This is a genomic window from Lysinibacillus sp. FSL W8-0992 (genome assembly GCF_038008685.1).
In the GTDB taxonomy this organism is placed as follows: domain Bacteria; phylum Bacillota; class Bacilli; order Bacillales_A; family Planococcaceae; genus Lysinibacillus.
In genome coordinates this window covers 3,270,294-3,288,471 of record NZ_JBBOZQ010000001.1, presented here as the reverse complement: position 1 = coordinate 3,288,471, position 18,178 = coordinate 3,270,294, and the positions used below count along the sequence as shown (strand labels likewise).

The window sequence follows — 18,178 nt, the reverse complement described above, 5'->3', positions numbered from 1 at the left end:
AAATTTTCAAAAAAATAGTAGCTACCCATCTTACATAGGCAGCTACATTTACTTAATGACTCGTTTCGAAGTATTGCATTAAAACTTCCTCGACGTTGCTTAAATGAGAGGACATCGCATGCTTCGCTAGCTCTTCGTTTTGTTGCTTAATAGCGAGGAAAATTTGCATATGCTCATCATATAATTTTTCACTAGTTGTCTTTTTCGAATACAGCCAAATACGGCGTGTTTCTTTCATCGTATCAATCATTAAACCAGATACTTGGTCTAAAATTGTTGCCAGCAGGGGATTTTGAGAGGCAGCTGAAATTGCTGCGTGAAATTGAAAGTCTGCTTTTTCGCCTAGCTCACCATCGCCTTGTGCAAGTTTCATGTCATCTAAAATACGAAGCATTGTTTGTAAATCTTCTTCAGTTCGATGGATGGCAGCGCTCGCAGCAGCACCCACTTCAATAATTTTCCGTACTTTTAATAAATGAGAGATATCTTTTTTATTTGTTAAAGTTAGTGTTGAAAATGGGAAATCAAGCTTTTGGGAAGGAGTGTTTTTAACAAAAGTCCCGGAACCTTGTTTGATTTCAATTAAGCCCATTGCTTTTAGGGCGGATAAGGCTTCCCTAATGGCAGATCTACTAACTTGTAATTGTTCAGCAAGTTGCTCTACTGAATCAAGACGATCTCCGGGCTTCAGTTCACCAGCCCGAATTTTTTCATAGAGCATTTCTGATACTTCCTCATATATTTTTTTTTGTTTAATTTTCTTTAATTCCAAGGAGCTACACCTCATTCATCTCGATCGATTGCTCTACATTATAACTTTATTATACATGATGAATAGAATTTTACTCACTGTTTAAAGTGAATAGTATAGATTGTCCATTCATGAAAGCTTTGCGGAAGTGTCTATTTCAATAAGTTAAAAAGAATTATGAAAAATTATTGAATTTTTAAAATATAGTTAATATAATTTTATCATATAGTCATCAGATGACCTAATCTATTATTGTTTGGAGGGCTTATGAAAATTAAAAGAATATGTTTGTAATAATTTGTAGGTGTTGCTAAAGGGATAACTTCATTTGTAGTTTCTACAATGACAATGCGTAAGTATGAGCATGTAGCCAATTGGTTTACAACTCAGGAAACGAATCAAAATGTGGTTTGTTGTTGCTTACAGTCATTAGTTTGGGAGAAATTTTTATTTGGGGGTATGTAATTTGACATTTACACAAAATTTTACAGCTGTTGGGGGTAGTTTGACATGGTCTGCAATTGTGGCAGTTATTCCTATTCTTTATTTTTTCTGGGCATTAGCGATTAAAAAAATGAAAGGCTATTTGGCAGGCGTAACGACTTTGCTTGTTTCTTTAATTTTGGCTACTATTGCTTTTAAAGTGCCAGTAGGGACTGCGATAATGTCCGCTACACAGGGGGCGGTTTATGGACTATTACCAATTGGGTGGATTATCATAACATCTGTTTTCTTATACAATATCACCGTAAAAACAGGGAATTTTAATATAATTCGACAATCTGTCTTATCCATTACGGAAGACCGACGTATTCAAGCATTACTCGTAGCGTTTTCATTTGGAGCCTTCTTAGAAGGAGCTGCCGGTTTTGGGGCACCGGTTGCTATTTCTGCTGCGTTATTAGTTGGGCTTGGCTTTAACCCGTTGTATGCTGCAGGCCTTTGTTTAATTGCCAATACTGCACCAGTTGCATTCGGAGCCATTGGTGTTCCGATTACTGCAATGGAAGGGCCGACGGGAATCGCAGCATTTGAGATTTCAAAAATGGTAGGACGTCAATTACCCTTTTTAGCAGTATTTATTCCATTCTTTTTAGTGTTAATAATGACTGGCTTTAAAAAAGCTTGGGAAGTAATGCCAGCCATTTTAGTGTCAGGTATATCATTTGCGGTGACACAGTTTTTGAGCTCGAATTTTTTAGGCCCTGAATTACCCGATGTTTTATCTGCATTAGTATCGCTCTTTGCACTAGCTATTTTCATGAAATTTTGGCAACCTAAAACGATTTATCGCTTTGCTTCAGAACGTGAAGCGACCGCTGATTCAATGGCAATAAAAGAGTCGTATAGAGGAGGAACAATATTAAAGTCTTGGTCACCATTTATCATTTTGACAGCTTTTATTTCTTGTTGGGGAATACCGATAGTCAAAAGTGCTTTAACGGGAAATTATGAAGGGACAAATATCATTTTAAAAGGCATCAATGTAGTAGGACAAGCGGTGACATTTACAGCAGAAGTACCGCTTTTACATAATCAAGTATTAAATGGCACTACAGGGGAACCAATAGCAGCATTTTATAAACTAGAATTGTTAGGCGCAGCGGGCACAGCAATATTATTAGCTGCAATCGTTTCTAAATTTATTTTTCACGTTTCTTGGCACGAATGGGGTAAAACTTTTTTTGAAACGTTAAATGAAATTAAGTTTCCACTAATTACGATTTGTAGTGTTGTAGCATATGCTTATGTCACAAATACTGCTGGGATGATGACAACACTTGCATTGGTGTTAGCTAAAACAGGCGTACTGTTCCCATTTTTCGCTCCTGTACTAGGCTGGCTAGGTGTATTTATTACGGGATCTGATACATCTTCCAATGTATTATTTGCCAAGTTACAGCAAGTTACAGCTGAATCTGTTGGTATGGAACCAGTGCTAGCGCTTGCTGCTAATGCCTCGGGGGGCGTGACAGGGAAAATGATTTCACCACAATCTATCGCAGTAGCAGCTGCCGCGGTTGGACTTGTCGGTAGAGAATCGGAATTGATTCGTTTTGCGTTAAAGTATAGTGTTATGCTGCTGTTATTTATTTGTTTACTAACATTCTTACAAAGTAATGTCCTAGCTTGGATGATTCCTTAAGGGGATTGAATAGTTTTAATGAAAGGCATTGAGAATGAATTTCTCAATGTCTTTTTTTATCGAATTGTCGTGCGGAGCGGAGGGTAGGGCACTGCTACAAAGCGTTCACTCGACATAAAAATACTGTTTTAACTTCTAATATTATAGTGAATTTCATTGACAGAAAAACGCTCCGAGAGCATAATTCAGAAGTACATTTGTAAACATATCAAAATTTCGCGTTTTTTGTCGCTTTTCGTCATGAAACGTTCACAAGCTAAAAGGGCGCAATTTCCATTGTTTTTTGGTACGATGGAGGCAGTAACTGTAAGGAGAGAATGAAAAAATATGGAAACTGATATTAACGTATTTTTAGCGTTTGGCGCAGGCTTTTTAAGCTTCATTTCACCGTGTACGCTCCCACTGTATCCTGCATTTTTATCATACATAACGGGAATGACATTAGATGAGCTAAAATCTGAACGGGGCATGATGCAAAAGCGTGCTATTTTGCATACGCTATTCTTTTTACTAGGTTTTTCAATTATTTTTATAATGATTGGCCTTGGCGCATCTTTAGCAAGAGAGTTTTTCCTTAATTATCAAACATTGTTACGTCAAATCGGCGCAATTTTAATTGTTATCTTTGGCTTAATGATTGTAGGATTACTTCAAATTGATTTTTTAATGAAAGATCGGAAATTCCAATTTAAAAATCGGCCATCCGGCTATTTAGGTTCGATTTTAATCGGTATTGCATTTGCAGCGGGTTGGACACCGTGTACAGGACCTATCTTAATGTCCATTATTACACTAGCTGGAGCAAATCCTTCTTCAGGGTTTAGCTATATGTTTGCTTATTATTTAGGATTTGCGATACCATTCTTTGTGCTATCATTCTTTATTTCACGTATGAATTGGATACGCAACCATAGTCAAAAAATCGTAAAAGTCGGCGGCTATATTATGATTGCTGTAGGGATATTGTTATTCTTCGACGGTTTAACGTACATCACACGATTATTACAGCCTATTTTTGGTGGATTTATTGGCTTCTAATCTGCTAAACTTAATGGCATACTGTACTTTAACGTGGAGGGAGATGAATACGTGCCTACAGTTTTAGTAGTGGATGATACACTATTTATGCGTGTTACAATCAGTAATATGTTTAATGAATGGGGTTACGAGGTAGTCGGCAATGCAGTGAATGGTAAGGAAGCTGTAGAGCTGTATCGAGAGTTACAACCAGATCTTGTAACAATGGATGTAACGATGCCCGTAATGACAGGTATTGCGGCTGTAAAAAGAATCGTCCCAGAATTTCCTAATGCAAAGATTGTTATGATTACTGCTTTAGGTCAACAAAAATTAATTGTAGAAGCGCTGGAAAGTGGTGCGAAAGATTTTATAACGAAGCCTTTCGAACCGGAAAGATTAAGGGCTATAGCAGACCAATTAGTTGGTCAAAATTGCTAATTTAACATCAGAGGAGGATTTTTTATGTTAAGCAATATCCCTTCTCACTATTATGTTATAGGTTCGACTATAATGGCCATTATAATGGGTAGCTTCGTTATGGTAATACGTATGCGAGCTTCCAAAAAACCTACAAATGAGAAGAAAATTATTATTCCACCGATTGCAATGTCTTCAGGTGCGTTAATGTTTTTATTTGCACAATTTCGAGTGCCACCTATGCAAATTATAGAAGCAGCTGCTGTAGGCGTAGTGTTCTCAACAATTTTAATTGCTACTTCTAAATTTGAAGTAAAAGGTCAGGATATTTATTTAAAACGTTCAAAAGCGTTTGTATTTATTTTAGTTGGACTGTTAATATTCCGTGTTGTGGCGAAAATGATATTAAGTAACTCAATAGATGTCGGCGAGTTAGCAGGCATGTTTTGGATATTAGCATTTGCTATGCTAGTCCCATGGCGAATTGCTATGCTTATTCAATTTAAAAAAATCAAAAAAACAATTCCGCTCAAAAATATGTAATGAGAAAAACTACACTTGCACTTGTGCTGTTGTAGTTTTTTTATGTCAAAGCGACTTCGAAGAAATAAGTTGTGCTTTTGCTACAAGCCAACAGTAATCATGGTATACTAGGAAGCATGTTAAAAAATGAGGAGTTTATTACATGAAATATTTTAAACCACAGATGCAGCAGCTAGTAAAAGAAAACCGTGAATTACATGATCGACTAAAAGAGCTGATGGCTGACATGGATTTGCAAAAAAATTACGCATTAAAGGCGCTATATCATGCAGAAGTAGCAGATGGTGGACGCTACCAACAAGATTATCAAGCGTTAGATCATTTATTTAAATAATCTATTCATCAATAGACTAGGGGGAAACCTAGTAAATCGCCGATAAAGGTGCAAGTATCGCCAGAAAAACGGTAGAAATCGCCGGTAAAAGTGCGAGAATCGCCAGAAAAACGGTAGAAATCGCCGGTAAAGGTGCGAGAATCACCAGTAAAACTCGCGAATCACCGGTAAACCTTCAGGAAGAAACCGCCATAGCGGACATCTACGCCATAGCAAAAAAGTGTTAGATTGATTGAAGTCAATCTAACACTTTTTCTCTTTTATTCAAACAGATGTTCATACGGGGAAACATCAATTTGCAGTTGATCTAATTTTTTGCGTAAAAACTTATGATCACGTTTAGGTGTAGCTTGAATATAGCCACGAATGATTAAGTCATTGTCAATAGCTTTAGCTTTCTCTTCTAATGCAAGCTCCCCAATTTTACCCGCAATTTTTTCTTTTGCGACTTGTCTAAATAACTCAGGTACTGGGCTCACAAGCTCATAAAGAAGCTCCTTCTCAGGTTGTCCCCATAGATGAATCGTTTTATCTAAATAAAATTCCTGCCAATCTAAATCCGATTTCCCATCCTGTTTTGGTAATGCCTTTAAAAATTTGCGGAACATGAAAAATCCGCCTATTGCCATTAGCGAGATAAGGACGACTACCCAAAATAAAATAAACCATAAAAACCAACCATCTAACAAATCGTTCACCTCTTTGTCTTCACTCACTCTATTATAAAAGCTTCTCCAAAAAAATTCATCCTTATTGTGCCTGTTTTTACAATAAGTTTGAGGTATTTAATAATATTGTTGCGGATTTTGCTAAATTAATTTGGCGATAATTGGAAAATAATAAAAGAAAGTGTGTTTTAATAAAGTGAATCTTTCTTTGGACAGGGAATTATTCGATAGATTTTTTCTTAGAAGTATCAAGTTTTTATTCTTTATTATATGGGATTTTTGTTTAGGAAATAAAGTTGATGAAAGCGGATGCTGTTTTCAAGATTCTAAACTAAGGAGGTAAAGATATGACTTTATATTCTGTACTTGTAGCGAATAGCGCTTTACAAACAGTTGATTGTACAGGGATTGCAGAAATTACAGTTAGAGAATTAAAAAAATTATATCCAATTACAGAAAGTACAGCAGCACAGCCTTGGCATTTGATGGATGATGATGCACTTATTTTACATGCGCCAGATGAATCGGCTTTTGGTCATTTGAATATTTTTGAATGGGGGAATCCTCCGTATGATTTGGAATGTTATAGTGAAAAAGCCTTTGTACACGGTATTGAAGGAAATTGGGGGTCTCAATTTTTAACGGACTTGTTAATCTATTTGAAACAACATATAAAACCTGAGCAAAACGCTGAAATTATTAGGTTTTGGGCAGGAGAAAACGACCGAAAACTAAAAAATCATAGTATCAATACTGAAGAAATCGAATTGCATCACCTTGAGATCATTCAAAGCGAACAATACATACGTGTTGCCTTTGAATAACGATACTTCACATAGTACAAGTAGGATTATTCTGCATTATTATAACGCCTCTTTTTACAAAAAAATCCCTCTTTCAAATGAAAGTAGGGATTTTGGTTTTTAGTTAAGGGTTTTTATAAAGCAATATTCTCCTAACCCGCTTCAACAAGATTCATTTCCCTCATTAACATTCATTTGTACGTTTGTCAGTTTGGGCTGCTTCCAGATGAGACGTTGCAGCAATATACCTGTCATGCCAATAATGGTTAGTCCAAGTCCAATTGTTTTAAATGTGGTTAATATCCCTAATTGTGTAATGAGTAGTCCGCCAAGAAGAGGGCCTGCAATAAAAAGGATACTCATTAAGGAATCGATTATACCTGTGACTCTTCCTATCGCTTCCTTAGGTGGTTCTGTTTGAATGAGATAATTTATGGCTGTAAACGTTAACCCGTTGCCGATTCCACCAACAATCGAAAGAATAATAGCAAGTGCTATGAAATTGTATTGCAATAGGAATCCAAACCCTCCAGTCATTACACCAATTAGAAGACTTCCGACACCGAAAAACCAACCAAATTTAGAGATTTTTTTAAATTTGGTTAGAAGGATGACAACAAGAAGGGAACCAATTCCGATAGCAGAAATTGCCCAGCCAGTAAATGCTGGCTTGTTGGGGAACACCTCACTAAACAAAGTAACAATTTGTGCGTCAATCATTTGTATTGTTAAGGTGCTGAATATCCCGAAAATTATGCTCGCTAAAAGGACTTTGCTTTTTAATACAATATGCCAACCTTCTTGCCAAGATTGTAGAAATCCAGATTGTAAATCTTCTATTTTTTTATTTGATTCGATTTCTTGTACCTTAATTTGTGTAAGCAGTATGCCAGAAATAATGAAAGCTATCGCATTAATTGCAATGGATACATTTGGAGAAAATATTCCTGCTACTGAACCCCCTATAAGTGGGCCAATGACCTTTACTAACTGAAACAGACTGCCATTAATAGTGATGGCTTGCATGATATTTTTTTCGTCCACAATACTTCTCATTAATCCTTGCTGTGCAGGAAGGCTTAATACCCCGGCAGTGTTTCGTAAAAATAGGATGGGCAAAGCTAACCAAGGTGTAGGCGTAAAGACAAGCAACAAAGTTAACGCTGCACGAAACCAGTCAGAATAGATAAGGATTTTTCGTTTATTTCTTCGATCTGCAAATACGCCCGCAAATTGTCCTAAAAGTATACTAGGTATGGCATACATAATAGGAATAAGTGCAATCAGCATCGGGTCAGCCTTCCATGTATACCTAAATAAAATAAGGACCCCAACAAAATCAAACCAGTTTCCTAAATTGGCTAAAGTATTGGCAGAAAAAAATTTAATGAAATTGCCATTGCGCCATATTGATATTTCTTTAGTCATAAATAATCCCTCCACGCTCGTGTCTCTACTAACGAGCATAACGAGCAATTATCAGAGGAATATCAGAGGAAATGAAATTTTTCATTATTATTTTAAGTTGTATTGTAACTGATGTTCGATTTTACTATGTATTTCATTTAATTTGTACTTGGATATGTACTGTTCTTTTAGATCTTTATAATCAGTTTGTAGTGTACCACTCACGCCAAAATCGTCTACGCAAAATAAAATCATATTGATGTTCATTAACACCCCAGGTATGAATTTAGCTTCCAAAAGTAGCTGAAACGCTTCATCAAAATAATCTTTAGCTTTTGATTCATTGTTTTTAAGAAGCCAATAGCAACCTTTAATAATTGATAAATTCGCATTTTCTCTTAGATAAGGAAAACTTGCAAGCTTATTTTCTGTTTCTTCCATCCTTTCCTCTATCTTTAGAATGTCCTTTTGAAGTAAGGTAAGCCATAGTTCGGAAAGCAAGATTAAGGGGATGAAACCTTCCAAGTTTTTCTCATAAATCTCATTTTTAGATCGATGAAGAAGGGTAGCGGCTTTATCTAGTTGTTTAGTAAATATCAATAATGATAGACGGTTTAACAACTTTATTTCTAAACGATGATATTCAGGTATTTCCTCTGCAGATAAAGCGCAAGTAAAGTAATCTAAGCATTTCTTCTTATCTGGTTCAATTAATGAATAGATATGCAATAGATAAAAGCATTTTTCCCAAAAGGTGATTTCTTGCGCATCAAGAAACCAACTGAAATCTCCTTTCATGAAATGGAGATACAGAAGGTTAGGCAAATCGATTTGGAAGCCAAACACATTCTGATTTTCTGCTAATAGTTTTAGGGCATCTCCCTGCCCGTAGCGATGATACTTGCGAAAAAGACTTTTAACTTGAGTAGATACTTCGTCGTCCTTTAATAATGGACTTTTCTGTACCTCTTTCATTGACAAAAGGTATCCTTGACCTCTAATTGTTTCAATTTCAACGACGGATGAAAGGGGTTGAATTTTCTTCCTAACCCTATAAATATGATCATCTACAGTTCTATCGACTGGATTTTCCATAGGCCACACAGCGTTTAACAGTTCCTCCCTTGAAAAAATGCGGGAAGGATTTTGATATAAATATTTAAATAGATGATATTCCCTCGGTAAAAATACTATTTTTTCGGAACGATATGTTACGTTATAATCGGTTTTGGAAAACTGAATCTTTTCCATTCCTTCACCTCAACTAAATGGGATATTTTTATAGCTCATTTTAACAGATAGATTATTTAAAGCCTAGTTACTATTTCAATAGAATGAACATACGATGCTTGTCAAAATTCCATTCAAGATGGAGAGTATGTTAAAGCCGAAATTTGAATACTATCCTTTTCTCAATGTAGTAGCTGGAGTTAAAATGCCGTCTATTAATCTTTTAGTAATTGGCATAAAGAAATTAAGTATGAGCCCTCCTAAGCTAACCGTTAATAAAGTGCCAACACCAATCGGTCCATTAAAAAGCATTGCTAAGAGTAAAAACAACAGATAAATGGATGTTCTCGCAATTAATATACTTTTCCCTGTTAATTGTTGTACGACTAATGTTAATCGATCCACTGGAATTGGTGCAAAATTTGTTTGTAAATAGGTGGCAGTTCCTAAGCCAATAATAATCAAACCAATTCCAAAGCAAATGGTTTTGCTAAACCACATTTCTGGTGTTAACAAATTGTGTAATAAAAATAACCACATATCAATCCCAATCCCTGTAATAAATGCAGTTATTAATCCTAAAAACTCTGGCCTTTGTTTTGCTAATATTGCATTACAACCGATCAATATTAAAGCTAAAATTACTTCCCAGCTCCCCACTGTTAGTCCTACATTAATAGATAGTCCTACCAAAAGTGCATCAAAAGGAGAAGTTCCAAGATTTGATTGAATAGTGAAAGAAATACCAAGGGTTAATAATAAAATTCCTAATACATATAAGCAATATTTCACTTTTTTGCGACCTCTCTACCATTGGTTTTTTGTTGCATTTGCAACAAAGTTAGGTTAGATTCAATATATATTCTTTTTGTTGCATTTGCAATAAAAAAACGGAGGAGTTAATTAATGGAGGAAATTCTTCGTGAAATTGGCATGATTTCAAGAGCGTTAGATTCAATAAGTAATATAGAGTTTAAAGAATATGACCTGACAAAAGGGCAGTATTTATATCTTGTACGAATTTGTGAAAATCCAGGCATCATACAAGAAAAGCTAGCAGAGATGATTAAAGTAGATCGAACAACAGCAGCTCGGGCTATAAAAAAACTAGAGATGAATGGCTTTATTGAAAAGAAAGAGGATGACCATAACAAAAAAATAAAAAAACTATTTCCAACAGAAAAAGGAAAAATGATTTTTCCAATTATCAAAAGGGAAAATGATTATTCCAACAGTGTCGCGTTAGCAGGGTTTTCCGAACGTGAAGCAGAAACGATTTTTCATCTTCTCCAAAAAGTTCGAAAAAATATAGAAGTAGACTGGGAATTTGTGAAAAAGGGAAATAAGCGAGATTATTGAATTTAAATATAGGGGCTGTATTAAAATGACTGTAAAAATAACGAAGTGCAACTTGGAAGATTTACATATACTCCGAGAAATAAGTATTGAAACGTTCAATGATACATTTAGCAATCAAAATTCGCCTGAAAATATGAAAGCGTATTTGGATAGCGCATTTACCTCTAAACAATTAGAGATGGAACTAGCCAATCGTTTTTCACAATTTTATTTCATTTGGTGCGATGAAGAAGTTGCGGGTTATTTAAAAGTCAATGTACATGATGCCCAATCAGAAAAAATGGGGGATGAGTACTTAGAAATTGAGAGAATTTATATAAGAAACAAGTTTCAAAGAAAAGGGCTCGGAAAATACCTAATCGATAAAGCGATAGAAATTGCTAAAGAACAACGTAAAAGCAACATCTGGCTAGGTGTTTGGGAAAAGAACGAAAATGCAATAAGCTTTTATAAAAATATAGGCTTTACTCAAACAGGAGCACACTCATTTTATATGGGTGATGAAGAACAAATTGATATTATCATGACTAAACCACTCATTTAATTGATTAAGGGGGACATATATGTATATTCCTAAATACTATAAAGTCACGGATGTTAATGAAATTGAAGAATTTATTCAAATGAACTCTTTTGCTACACTCGTAACAACAAAACAAGGAAAACCAATTGCGACGCACTTGCCTTTAATGTTCAATAAAAAGGGCGACAATTATTATCTTACTGGGCATATGGCATATGGAAACCCTCAGTGGAGAACATTTGAATCTAGTGACGATGTGCTCGTTATGTTTCAGGGCCCGAATGAGTATATTTCTTCTTCTTGGTATTCACATGAAAATGTTCCAACGTGGAATTATCAGGCTGTTCACATCTATGGCAAGGCTAATATTATAGAAAAAGAAGAATTAATCGACGATTTAACAATGCTGTTAGAAAAATATGAGAAGGATAGAGAGAAACCTATTTTGTGGGATAATCTTTCTCCTGAGCTTTTAGAAAAGGAAATGAAAGGTATTGTCGGTTTTAAAATAAAGATTGGCGAAGTTCAAGCTGCCTATAAATTAAGTCAGAACCGTAATGAAGATGATTATAAAAACATCATTGATCAATTAAAAAATGAAGAAGCCCCAAATTCGAAACAAATGGCATTATTAATGGAAAAGAGATGCAAAAAGCAAATATAGACGTATATTTAGAAATGGTGTTTATAAATTGCCTGCATTAATTGTTCTAAGAATATCTGGAAATGTAAATATGATATTATAAGAAAAAATAGCAGTTATAAAGGAGATTTTTAAGTGGAAAATTTACAATCGATTGAACAATTTGAAGAACTTAAAAAAGGAGAACGCACAATATTTGTTTTTTCAGCAGATTGGTGTGGAGATTGTCGATTCATTGATCCTATAATGCCTACAATTGAAGAAAACTATAGTCAATATAGTTTTGTAAAGATTGACCGTGATGATTTCATCGATTTATGTGTTGAATTAGATGTATTTGGTATTCCAAGCTTTGTAGCTTTCGATAAAGGCAATGAAGTTGGGCGATTTGTTAGCAAGGACCGTAAAACACAGGAAGAGATTGAAGCTTTTATTGATGGATTAGCATCATAATGTAAGAGGGGAATTCTCGACATTTGAAATTCCCGTAAGTATATTATTTAAATTTATTTGCAAAAGCTATAGGGGCGAAACTTCCTCCTATAGCTTTATTCGTATTTTTATCTTATTTCAAGTTGTTGCATATGTAATACAGCGTTCCACAAAGTCTAATACCTCTTCGGAAATCGGATATAGCCCAGTTTCCTCAACGGGTAGTTTTCTAACCTCCCAAAACTTCTCTATCAATTCTGTATCTCCTTGAAAAGTGTCATTTGATAGCGCTATTAATTTGGAACCAATTTGAAAACCTTCGTCTGTTTCGGCTTTAATATTGTGCTCTATACACCATTCAATTCGTCGTAGTAATGCAATATATTGCTGTGTTGTTTTATCATTGTTACTGAGGTTTGGGATTATTTCTTGTAAAAATGATTGTTCATCATCTTGGAAATAATCGATCCACTTTTTGGGGATGTTTTGTGAATTCTCAACAAGTTCAATAACATTCTCCCACGATAAAGACTCTTCCAAATCAATCATATTAATTAATGAAGTCGTATTAGAAATGCTTGTTTGTAGTTGGGACAGTTGTTCTTGTAAGTAATTATGATGCGAAATTAAAATTTGTTTATAGGAGAGTTTATCTAATAAATCACGTATAGTATCGAGTGGAAGTGAAAGTGATTTTAGAATGATGATTTTCTCTAATCTAAATAAATCCTTTTCTGAATAGTACCGTCGGCCATTCTCATCTTTAAAACTAGGTGTAAGGAGATTCACCTGATCATAATAACGAAGTGTACGAATAGATACATTCCGCTGTTTCGATACCTCTCCAGTAGTCCATTGTTTCATTTCATTCCTCCTGAAAAAAAGGTTGCAGGTGACGTAACGTCATCTAATACACTTGGATTATACCATAAAGAGGAAGAGGGATAATGGATGGTAATAAAGCAAATGAACTGGAAAGAACAAGACTGTTGGGGATGGAAAGAATTCATCTTTTTAATATTACTTGAATTTGTGTTTGTCATCGGTTGTATTAAATTTATTGTTAAACCGATTTATTTTCACTTATTTAATAATGAACTATATGCTGGAACGTTAACGGGGTTAACAATTGCGATTACACTTCTTTTCGGTGTTTATTTTATAGCCCTACGTCCTAAAAAACTTTCTTGGCGTGAAGTAGGGTTAAAATCAATCGCTCTGAAGGATTGGAAACTCATTCTTATATATTCTATTATGTTGTTAGTTGGTGCTGTAGTAATTGTCGTGCTTACTAGTTTTATAGGAATTTCCGTAGAGAACAGCAAAACAGATGCAATGCAGCAAAGCGTAACTTTTTTCACGGTTTTCATTGCTTTTATCTCAGCGGCTGTTATCTCACCAATATACGAAGAAATTTTTTATCGCGGTTTTTTATATCGTTGGTTTCGTACACGCGTAGGATTTACTGGTGCCATTTTAATTAGCTCGCTCATCTTTACAATTGTTCATATACCGACATATAATGTAATGCCAGTAAATTTCTTTAGTGGTGTCATTTTTGCTTTAGCATATGAACGCACTAATTCGATTTGGGCACCAATATGGATTCACGGAATTACGAATGGAATTATGGTTTTGCTAACAAGTATGGGATGAAAATTATTCAACTATAGGACAAATTGAAAAAGGTAGGGGATCTGCAATAATGAAAAATATTTTTAATCCTACGCATACAGCAGAAATTTTACAGCGGATAGATAAATTAAGTCCTAATTCACAACCCGAATAGGGAAAAATGGATGTTGCTCAAATGCTTGCACATTGCTCAGCTTTCCAAGACATTGCAATGGGAAATGCATTTCCGACAAGGAGTTGGTTAGGTGTAATCGTAGGGGGATTTGCAAAACCAATGATTTACAATGAAAAGACATTACCTCACAATATGTCTACAATTCCAACCATTTTGATTGCAGATGCTAGAGAATTTGCTACAGAAAAAGAAAAGCTTAAACAAAAAATTACGACCTTCCAACAGAACGGACCAGAGAAGTGTACAACGCATCCTCATCCCTTTTTTGGAAAACTCACTCCAGAGCAATGGGGAAAAGGAATATACAAGCACCTTGACCATCATTTAAAACAGTTTGAAGTGTAATCAATGTAAAGATTTTTCAGTCCAATAAAAAGCCTCCTAACTAATAAATGAGTTAGGAGGTTTTTGCTATTTCGACCTATTTATCATCCTCGTACCAAGGATTTAAGTGAATAAGAACTTCTTCTACATTAGGATGCTTTTCCATTATCGTTTTCTTTATTTTACGGATAATATCATGACCTTCTTGAACTGTTAAACCTCCAGGTACACTTACACGCAGATCCACCAATACATAATGGCCGTGCTCTCTAGCTCGTAGACGATCTATACGTTTTACTTCTGGAATTGTTAGAATTAATGTTTCGAAATTATCCAGTGTATCACGACTTACACTTTTCTCCATAAGTGTGTCTATAGCTTCTAATAACATCCCATAGGCAAGTTTGAAAACTAATATTGTCACTATGATACCAGCAATTGGATCCCCATATGTAAGGATATGAATATTAGTAAATTCCCCAACGAGCGCAAGCCCAATTCCCAATACAGCAGCTATTGAAGCATACACATCTGCAAGATGATCATATGCAGTGGCAATTAAGCCCTTACTATTTGTTCTTTTGCCAATTTTAATCGTATATACGTATAAAATGAGTTTCCAAACGAGTGAAATGATTGCAGTAATAAACGCAATTAGACTTGCTTTTTCTGGTTCATGAAAGAATGCTTTGATCGATTCATAAGCAATATACAATGCTGCTATTATTAAAATGATCCCTACAATAGCGGAACTGATTACTTCAGCCTTCCCATGTCCGTAAGGATGATCTTCGTCGGCAGGACGTTTAGAAATACGCATCGATGTTAAAGCGGCACCGCTTGCAATAACATCCCCGGCATTATGATAACCATCTGCTAGAAGCACTGGACTATGGAAGAGAGTACCAACTACAATTTTTAAAATTGTTAATACGATGTTACTTATTAAACTAATCCATCCAGCAACAATTGAAGCATCGGAATTTGTGCTTTGATTCATAAAAGTATACCTCCAATAAAATTCTTTCCTAAAAGCAACAAAAACCTTTGACTATTTTTAAGTCAAAGGTTTTGTTTAAAAAAATATAGTTTTCGTGAACTTGAAATTTGAATCATATTTCTCACTCCTATATAGGGGTCCACTGAGTGTAACACATTATATTCGTTGGTTCAATAATGGTTTGTCTCATTTTTTTCAATAATCCTGTCTTTAAAACAGGCTAAATCAATTTTAATAAATACAGCTTACTTTATCGGGTGAGATACCTCAGCCAGTTAGCGATATTTTCATTTTATAATACTCATTATGACTGCAGTAAGATCAAAAAAACCATGCCTCATTTTACTCGAGAACTTGGTCTCCTTAAAGCAAATGAATTATTATTTCACTTTACGATACCATATTATAACAGGAATTAGTAATAATGATAAAAGACCACCAATTAAAGATAATACTGCGTAACTTGAATTAGCTACAATTACCCCCGAAAGAGCTCCTCCTGTAGCACCAGCTAACGCGATAAAAACGTCAATTGTTCCTTGAATTTTAGCACGTGTTGATGGTTCTGTAGCATCAACAATTTGAGCAGTTCCACTAATTAAACCAAAGTTCCATCCTAATCCTAGTAAAGAAAGGGCCAATATGAGCATAAACATTGAATCATTTGGTGCATATGCAGCGACTAAACCTGCAAACAGTAACGTAACACCTGCAGCAATACTCATAGCTGTTCTACCAATCTTGTCTACAAGAATTCCAGTTACAAGGGAAGGGAGATACATCGATCCAACATGAAAACCAATCACGATACCTACAGCACTTAAACTATGTCCATGATGTTGCATATGAATTGGCGTCATTGTCATAATAGCTACCATAACGATTTGCGTGAGGACCATGACAACTGCGCCTACAATAATACCATTTTTATTCATTAAAGGACTAGAATGCGTGATAACGCCTTCAGCGTCTTGTTGTTTATAAGCTTCTATTGACTTTGCTAGCAGTAAGGGATCAGGACGAAGCATGATGAAAAGAACCAATCCTGCCATAATAAATGCTACTGCAGATAATATAAATGGGCCAGCTAATGAAGGAATACCGATAGAAAGGGCAAATTTCCCCATTACTTCAACTAAATTTGGTCCTGCTACAGCACCGAAAGTCGTCATAACCATCGTAGTACTAATAGCCTTTGCTCGTTGTTTTTTATCTGCTAAATCTGTCCCTGCATATCGAGCCTGTAAATTTGTTGCTGTTCCTGCCCCGTATACAAGTAGCGAAGCAAACAATAAGAAAACACTATTGAGTAAAGCTGCAATGACAACGCCAATCGCCCCAAGCCCACCCGTAATAAAACCTGTAGTTAGACCAATGCGACGTCCGTAGCGTTGAGAAAGTTTCCCAACTATAAAAGCTGATATCGCAGAACCTAATGTGAATAGGGCAGAGGGTAATCCAGCAACTGCGTCCGTCCCAAGCATCTGTTGCGCTAACAGTGCCCCTACAGTAATACCGGCTGCAAGACCTGCTCCACCAAAAATTTGTGATAAGCTCACTACAATTAAAACTCTTTTATACATTTTTTTCAGTTTTTCGGGGGAATTTACATAACGCCCGATTGAATTATTCGCACTAGCCAATTATATGTAACACCATCTTTCTAGCTATTTGATTAACTTAATTAAATAAGTTAGCACTTTATTAACCCATTTACCAAGCTTAACATAATCATACAATTGTAGAAATATTACATCTGGTAAAGTTTCTATCACTGTTGAAGCGTTTGCCAAATACCAAGAACATCTTATTTTCCTTATCTCAATTCTTAATCCAATAGAGAAAAAGAATCTATACCATTTAAAAAAAGGTAGACTTTTACATATACGTGCTTTTGGGGATATAATTGATATAAACATTTGAGGTATTACAAGCAGTTTAGATTCGAGATTACGACGCATTTTATTCATATAAAAAGCATTTCAGACCTTTAATAAAATTTAAAGTTGAAAGGATGTAGAATAATGAAGCAAATCATTGCACTTGGTGGTGGTGGATTTTCGATGGAGCCTGAAAATCCTTTGTTGGATAAATATATTCTTCATCAATCTAAGAAATCAAATCCGAAAATCTGTTTTATTGCAACAGCAAGTGGAGATTCAGAAAATTATATTTCTCGATTTTATCATTTCTTTGAAAAACAGGACTGTCAACCATCACATTTATCACTATTTAACCCACCTACAAGAGAATTAGAAAGTTTCTTACTGGAGAAAGACATTATTTATGTTGGTGGTGGTAATACAAAGAATTTATTAGTTTTATGGAAAGAGTGGGGATTGGACACCATTTTGAGGAAAGCTTGGGAGCAAGGAATAGTACTGGCTGGTATTAGTGCTGGTTCCATTTGTTGGTTTGAGGAAGGGGTTACAGATTCTTATGGAGATGGGCTTGAACCATTAAAGTGTTTAGGGCTCCTAAAAGGTAGTAATTGTCCTCACTACGACGGAGAAGCCGATAGAAGACCTTCGTATCAAAAGTTAATTGCTACTAATAGCATCAAACCTGGTATTGCAGCTGATGACGGTGTTGCTATTCATTTCATTGACCAAGAAATCAGTCATATTGTGAGCTCAAGACCAAACGCTAAGGCGTATAAAGTTTATAACAATAAGGAAATTACTGAGATTGAACTTGAAACAAATTATTTAGGTGCTATTTAAATAATTGCAAGAATATTTATCATAGTATCTGAAATTGTTTGAGTG

The 18,178-nt window shown here is 35.3% G+C and carries 20 protein-coding genes and 1 pseudogene; 13 read left to right on the top strand and 8 right to left on the bottom strand.

The features are described 5' to 3' along the window. Positions 1-52: 52 nt before the first annotated feature. Entirely contained in the window at positions 53-772 is a 720-nt protein-coding gene (locus tag NSQ74_RS16580) for a FadR/GntR family transcriptional regulator (RefSeq protein ID WP_340824773.1), read from the bottom strand. A 445-nt stretch (positions 773-1,217) separates the two neighbouring features. On the opposite strand from NSQ74_RS16580, the gene NSQ74_RS16575 reads away from it, so the two are divergent. The 5 genes from NSQ74_RS16575 (at position 1,218) to NSQ74_RS16555 (ending at position 5,211) form a co-directional block, all read left to right on the top strand. After that, positions 1,218-2,897 carry an L-lactate permease gene (locus tag NSQ74_RS16575; protein WP_340824772.1) on the top strand — a complete coding sequence of 560 codons (1,680 nt, stop codon included), beginning with the start codon at positions 1,218-1,220 and terminating at the stop codon, positions 2,895-2,897. A 327-nt stretch (positions 2,898-3,224) separates the two neighbouring features. Continuing rightward, entirely contained in the window at positions 3,225-3,935 is a 711-nt protein-coding gene (locus NSQ74_RS16570) for a cytochrome c biogenesis CcdA family protein (RefSeq protein ID WP_340824771.1), read from the top strand. A gap of 33 nt (positions 3,936-3,968) precedes the next feature. Further along, positions 3,969-4,355: a response regulator gene (locus tag NSQ74_RS16565; RefSeq protein ID WP_401007733.1), complete on the top strand. Its 387-nt coding sequence runs from the start codon at positions 3,969-3,971 to the stop codon at positions 4,353-4,355. 24 nt (positions 4,356-4,379) lie between these two features. Beyond that, positions 4,380-4,877: a CcdC family protein gene (locus NSQ74_RS16560; protein WP_340824769.1), complete on the top strand. Its 498-nt coding sequence runs from the start codon at positions 4,380-4,382 to the stop codon at positions 4,875-4,877. A 142-nt stretch (positions 4,878-5,019) separates the two neighbouring features. Beyond that, entirely contained in the window at positions 5,020-5,211 is a 192-nt protein-coding gene (locus NSQ74_RS16555) for a hypothetical protein (protein ID WP_340824768.1), read from the top strand. 260 nt (positions 5,212-5,471) lie between these two features. Here NSQ74_RS16555 and NSQ74_RS16550 read toward each other — a convergent pair whose 3' ends face one another. Next, on the bottom strand, positions 5,472-5,900 hold the full coding sequence (locus NSQ74_RS16550) for a DUF2621 domain-containing protein (RefSeq protein WP_172771918.1): 429 nt from the start codon (positions 5,898-5,900) through the stop codon (positions 5,472-5,474). A gap of 326 nt (positions 5,901-6,226) precedes the next feature. Here NSQ74_RS16550 and NSQ74_RS16545 point away from each other — a divergent pair, with 326 nt between their 5' ends. Continuing rightward, entirely contained in the window at positions 6,227-6,703 is a 477-nt protein-coding gene (locus tag NSQ74_RS16545) for a hypothetical protein (protein WP_340824767.1), read from the top strand. Positions 6,704-6,844: 141 nt separating this feature from the next. On the opposite strand, the gene NSQ74_RS16540 is transcribed toward NSQ74_RS16545, so the two are convergent. The 3 genes from NSQ74_RS16540 to NSQ74_RS16530 all read right to left on the bottom strand — a co-directional run bounded on the left by NSQ74_RS16540 (position 6,845) and on the right by NSQ74_RS16530 (position 10,111). Next, a complete protein-coding gene (locus NSQ74_RS16540; RefSeq protein WP_340824765.1) occupies positions 6,845-8,110 on the bottom strand; it encodes an MFS transporter in 1,266 nt (421 codons plus the stop codon). 87 nt (positions 8,111-8,197) lie between these two features. Next, a complete protein-coding gene (locus NSQ74_RS16535) occupies positions 8,198-9,340 on the bottom strand; it encodes a winged helix-turn-helix domain-containing protein (RefSeq protein ID WP_340824763.1) in 1,143 nt (380 codons plus the stop codon). Between the two features lie 150 nt (positions 9,341-9,490). Beyond that, positions 9,491-10,111 carry a YczE/YyaS/YitT family protein gene (locus NSQ74_RS16530; protein WP_340824762.1) on the bottom strand — a complete coding sequence of 207 codons (621 nt, stop codon included), beginning with the start codon at positions 10,109-10,111 and terminating at the stop codon, positions 9,491-9,493. Between the two features lie 114 nt (positions 10,112-10,225). Here NSQ74_RS16530 and NSQ74_RS16525 point away from each other — a divergent pair, with 114 nt between their 5' ends. The 4 genes from NSQ74_RS16525 (at position 10,226) to NSQ74_RS16510 (ending at position 12,297) form a co-directional block, all read left to right on the top strand. Further along, a complete protein-coding gene (locus NSQ74_RS16525) occupies positions 10,226-10,678 on the top strand; it encodes a MarR family winged helix-turn-helix transcriptional regulator (protein WP_340824760.1) in 453 nt (150 codons plus the stop codon). A 25-nt stretch (positions 10,679-10,703) separates the two neighbouring features. Then, positions 10,704-11,222: a GNAT family N-acetyltransferase gene (locus NSQ74_RS16520; protein WP_340824759.1), complete on the top strand. Its 519-nt coding sequence runs from the start codon at positions 10,704-10,706 to the stop codon at positions 11,220-11,222. Positions 11,223-11,241: 19 nt separating this feature from the next. Beyond that, positions 11,242-11,865 (top strand): FMN-binding negative transcriptional regulator, encoded by a 624-nt coding sequence (locus NSQ74_RS16515; protein WP_340824757.1) that lies wholly within the window; start codon positions 11,242-11,244, stop codon positions 11,863-11,865. A gap of 114 nt (positions 11,866-11,979) precedes the next feature. Beyond that, positions 11,980-12,297: a thioredoxin family protein gene (locus NSQ74_RS16510; RefSeq protein WP_340824756.1), complete on the top strand. Its 318-nt coding sequence runs from the start codon at positions 11,980-11,982 to the stop codon at positions 12,295-12,297. Positions 12,298-12,414: 117 nt separating this feature from the next. On the opposite strand, the gene NSQ74_RS16505 is transcribed toward NSQ74_RS16510, so the two are convergent. Further along, on the bottom strand, positions 12,415-13,140 hold the full coding sequence (locus NSQ74_RS16505) for a MerR family transcriptional regulator (protein WP_340824754.1): 726 nt from the start codon (positions 13,138-13,140) through the stop codon (positions 12,415-12,417). A gap of 87 nt (positions 13,141-13,227) precedes the next feature. Between NSQ74_RS16505 and NSQ74_RS16500 the strand changes: the two genes are divergently transcribed. Together NSQ74_RS16500 and NSQ74_RS16495 are read left to right on the top strand one after the other, a co-directional pair. Then, positions 13,228-13,932 (top strand): CPBP family intramembrane glutamic endopeptidase, encoded by a 705-nt coding sequence (locus NSQ74_RS16500; RefSeq protein WP_340824753.1) that lies wholly within the window; start codon positions 13,228-13,230, stop codon positions 13,930-13,932. 49 nt (positions 13,933-13,981) lie between these two features. Beyond that, positions 13,982-14,431, top strand: a pseudogene (locus NSQ74_RS16495) (DUF1569 domain-containing protein). A gap of 76 nt (positions 14,432-14,507) precedes the next feature. Here the strand turns inward: NSQ74_RS16495 and NSQ74_RS16490 are convergent. Further along, positions 14,508-15,410: a cation diffusion facilitator family transporter gene (locus tag NSQ74_RS16490; protein ID WP_340824751.1), complete on the bottom strand. Its 903-nt coding sequence runs from the start codon at positions 15,408-15,410 to the stop codon at positions 14,508-14,510. Between the two features lie 380 nt (positions 15,411-15,790). Continuing rightward, complete coding sequence (locus tag NSQ74_RS16485) at positions 15,791-16,993, bottom strand: MFS transporter (protein WP_340826488.1); 1,203 nt, start codon at positions 16,991-16,993, stop codon at positions 15,791-15,793. Between the two features lie 441 nt (positions 16,994-17,434). On the opposite strand from NSQ74_RS16485, the gene NSQ74_RS16480 reads away from it, so the two are divergent. Next, entirely contained in the window at positions 17,435-18,133 is a 699-nt protein-coding gene (locus NSQ74_RS16480) for a Type 1 glutamine amidotransferase-like domain-containing protein (protein WP_340824750.1), read from the top strand. Positions 18,134-18,178: the final 45 nt, after the last annotated feature.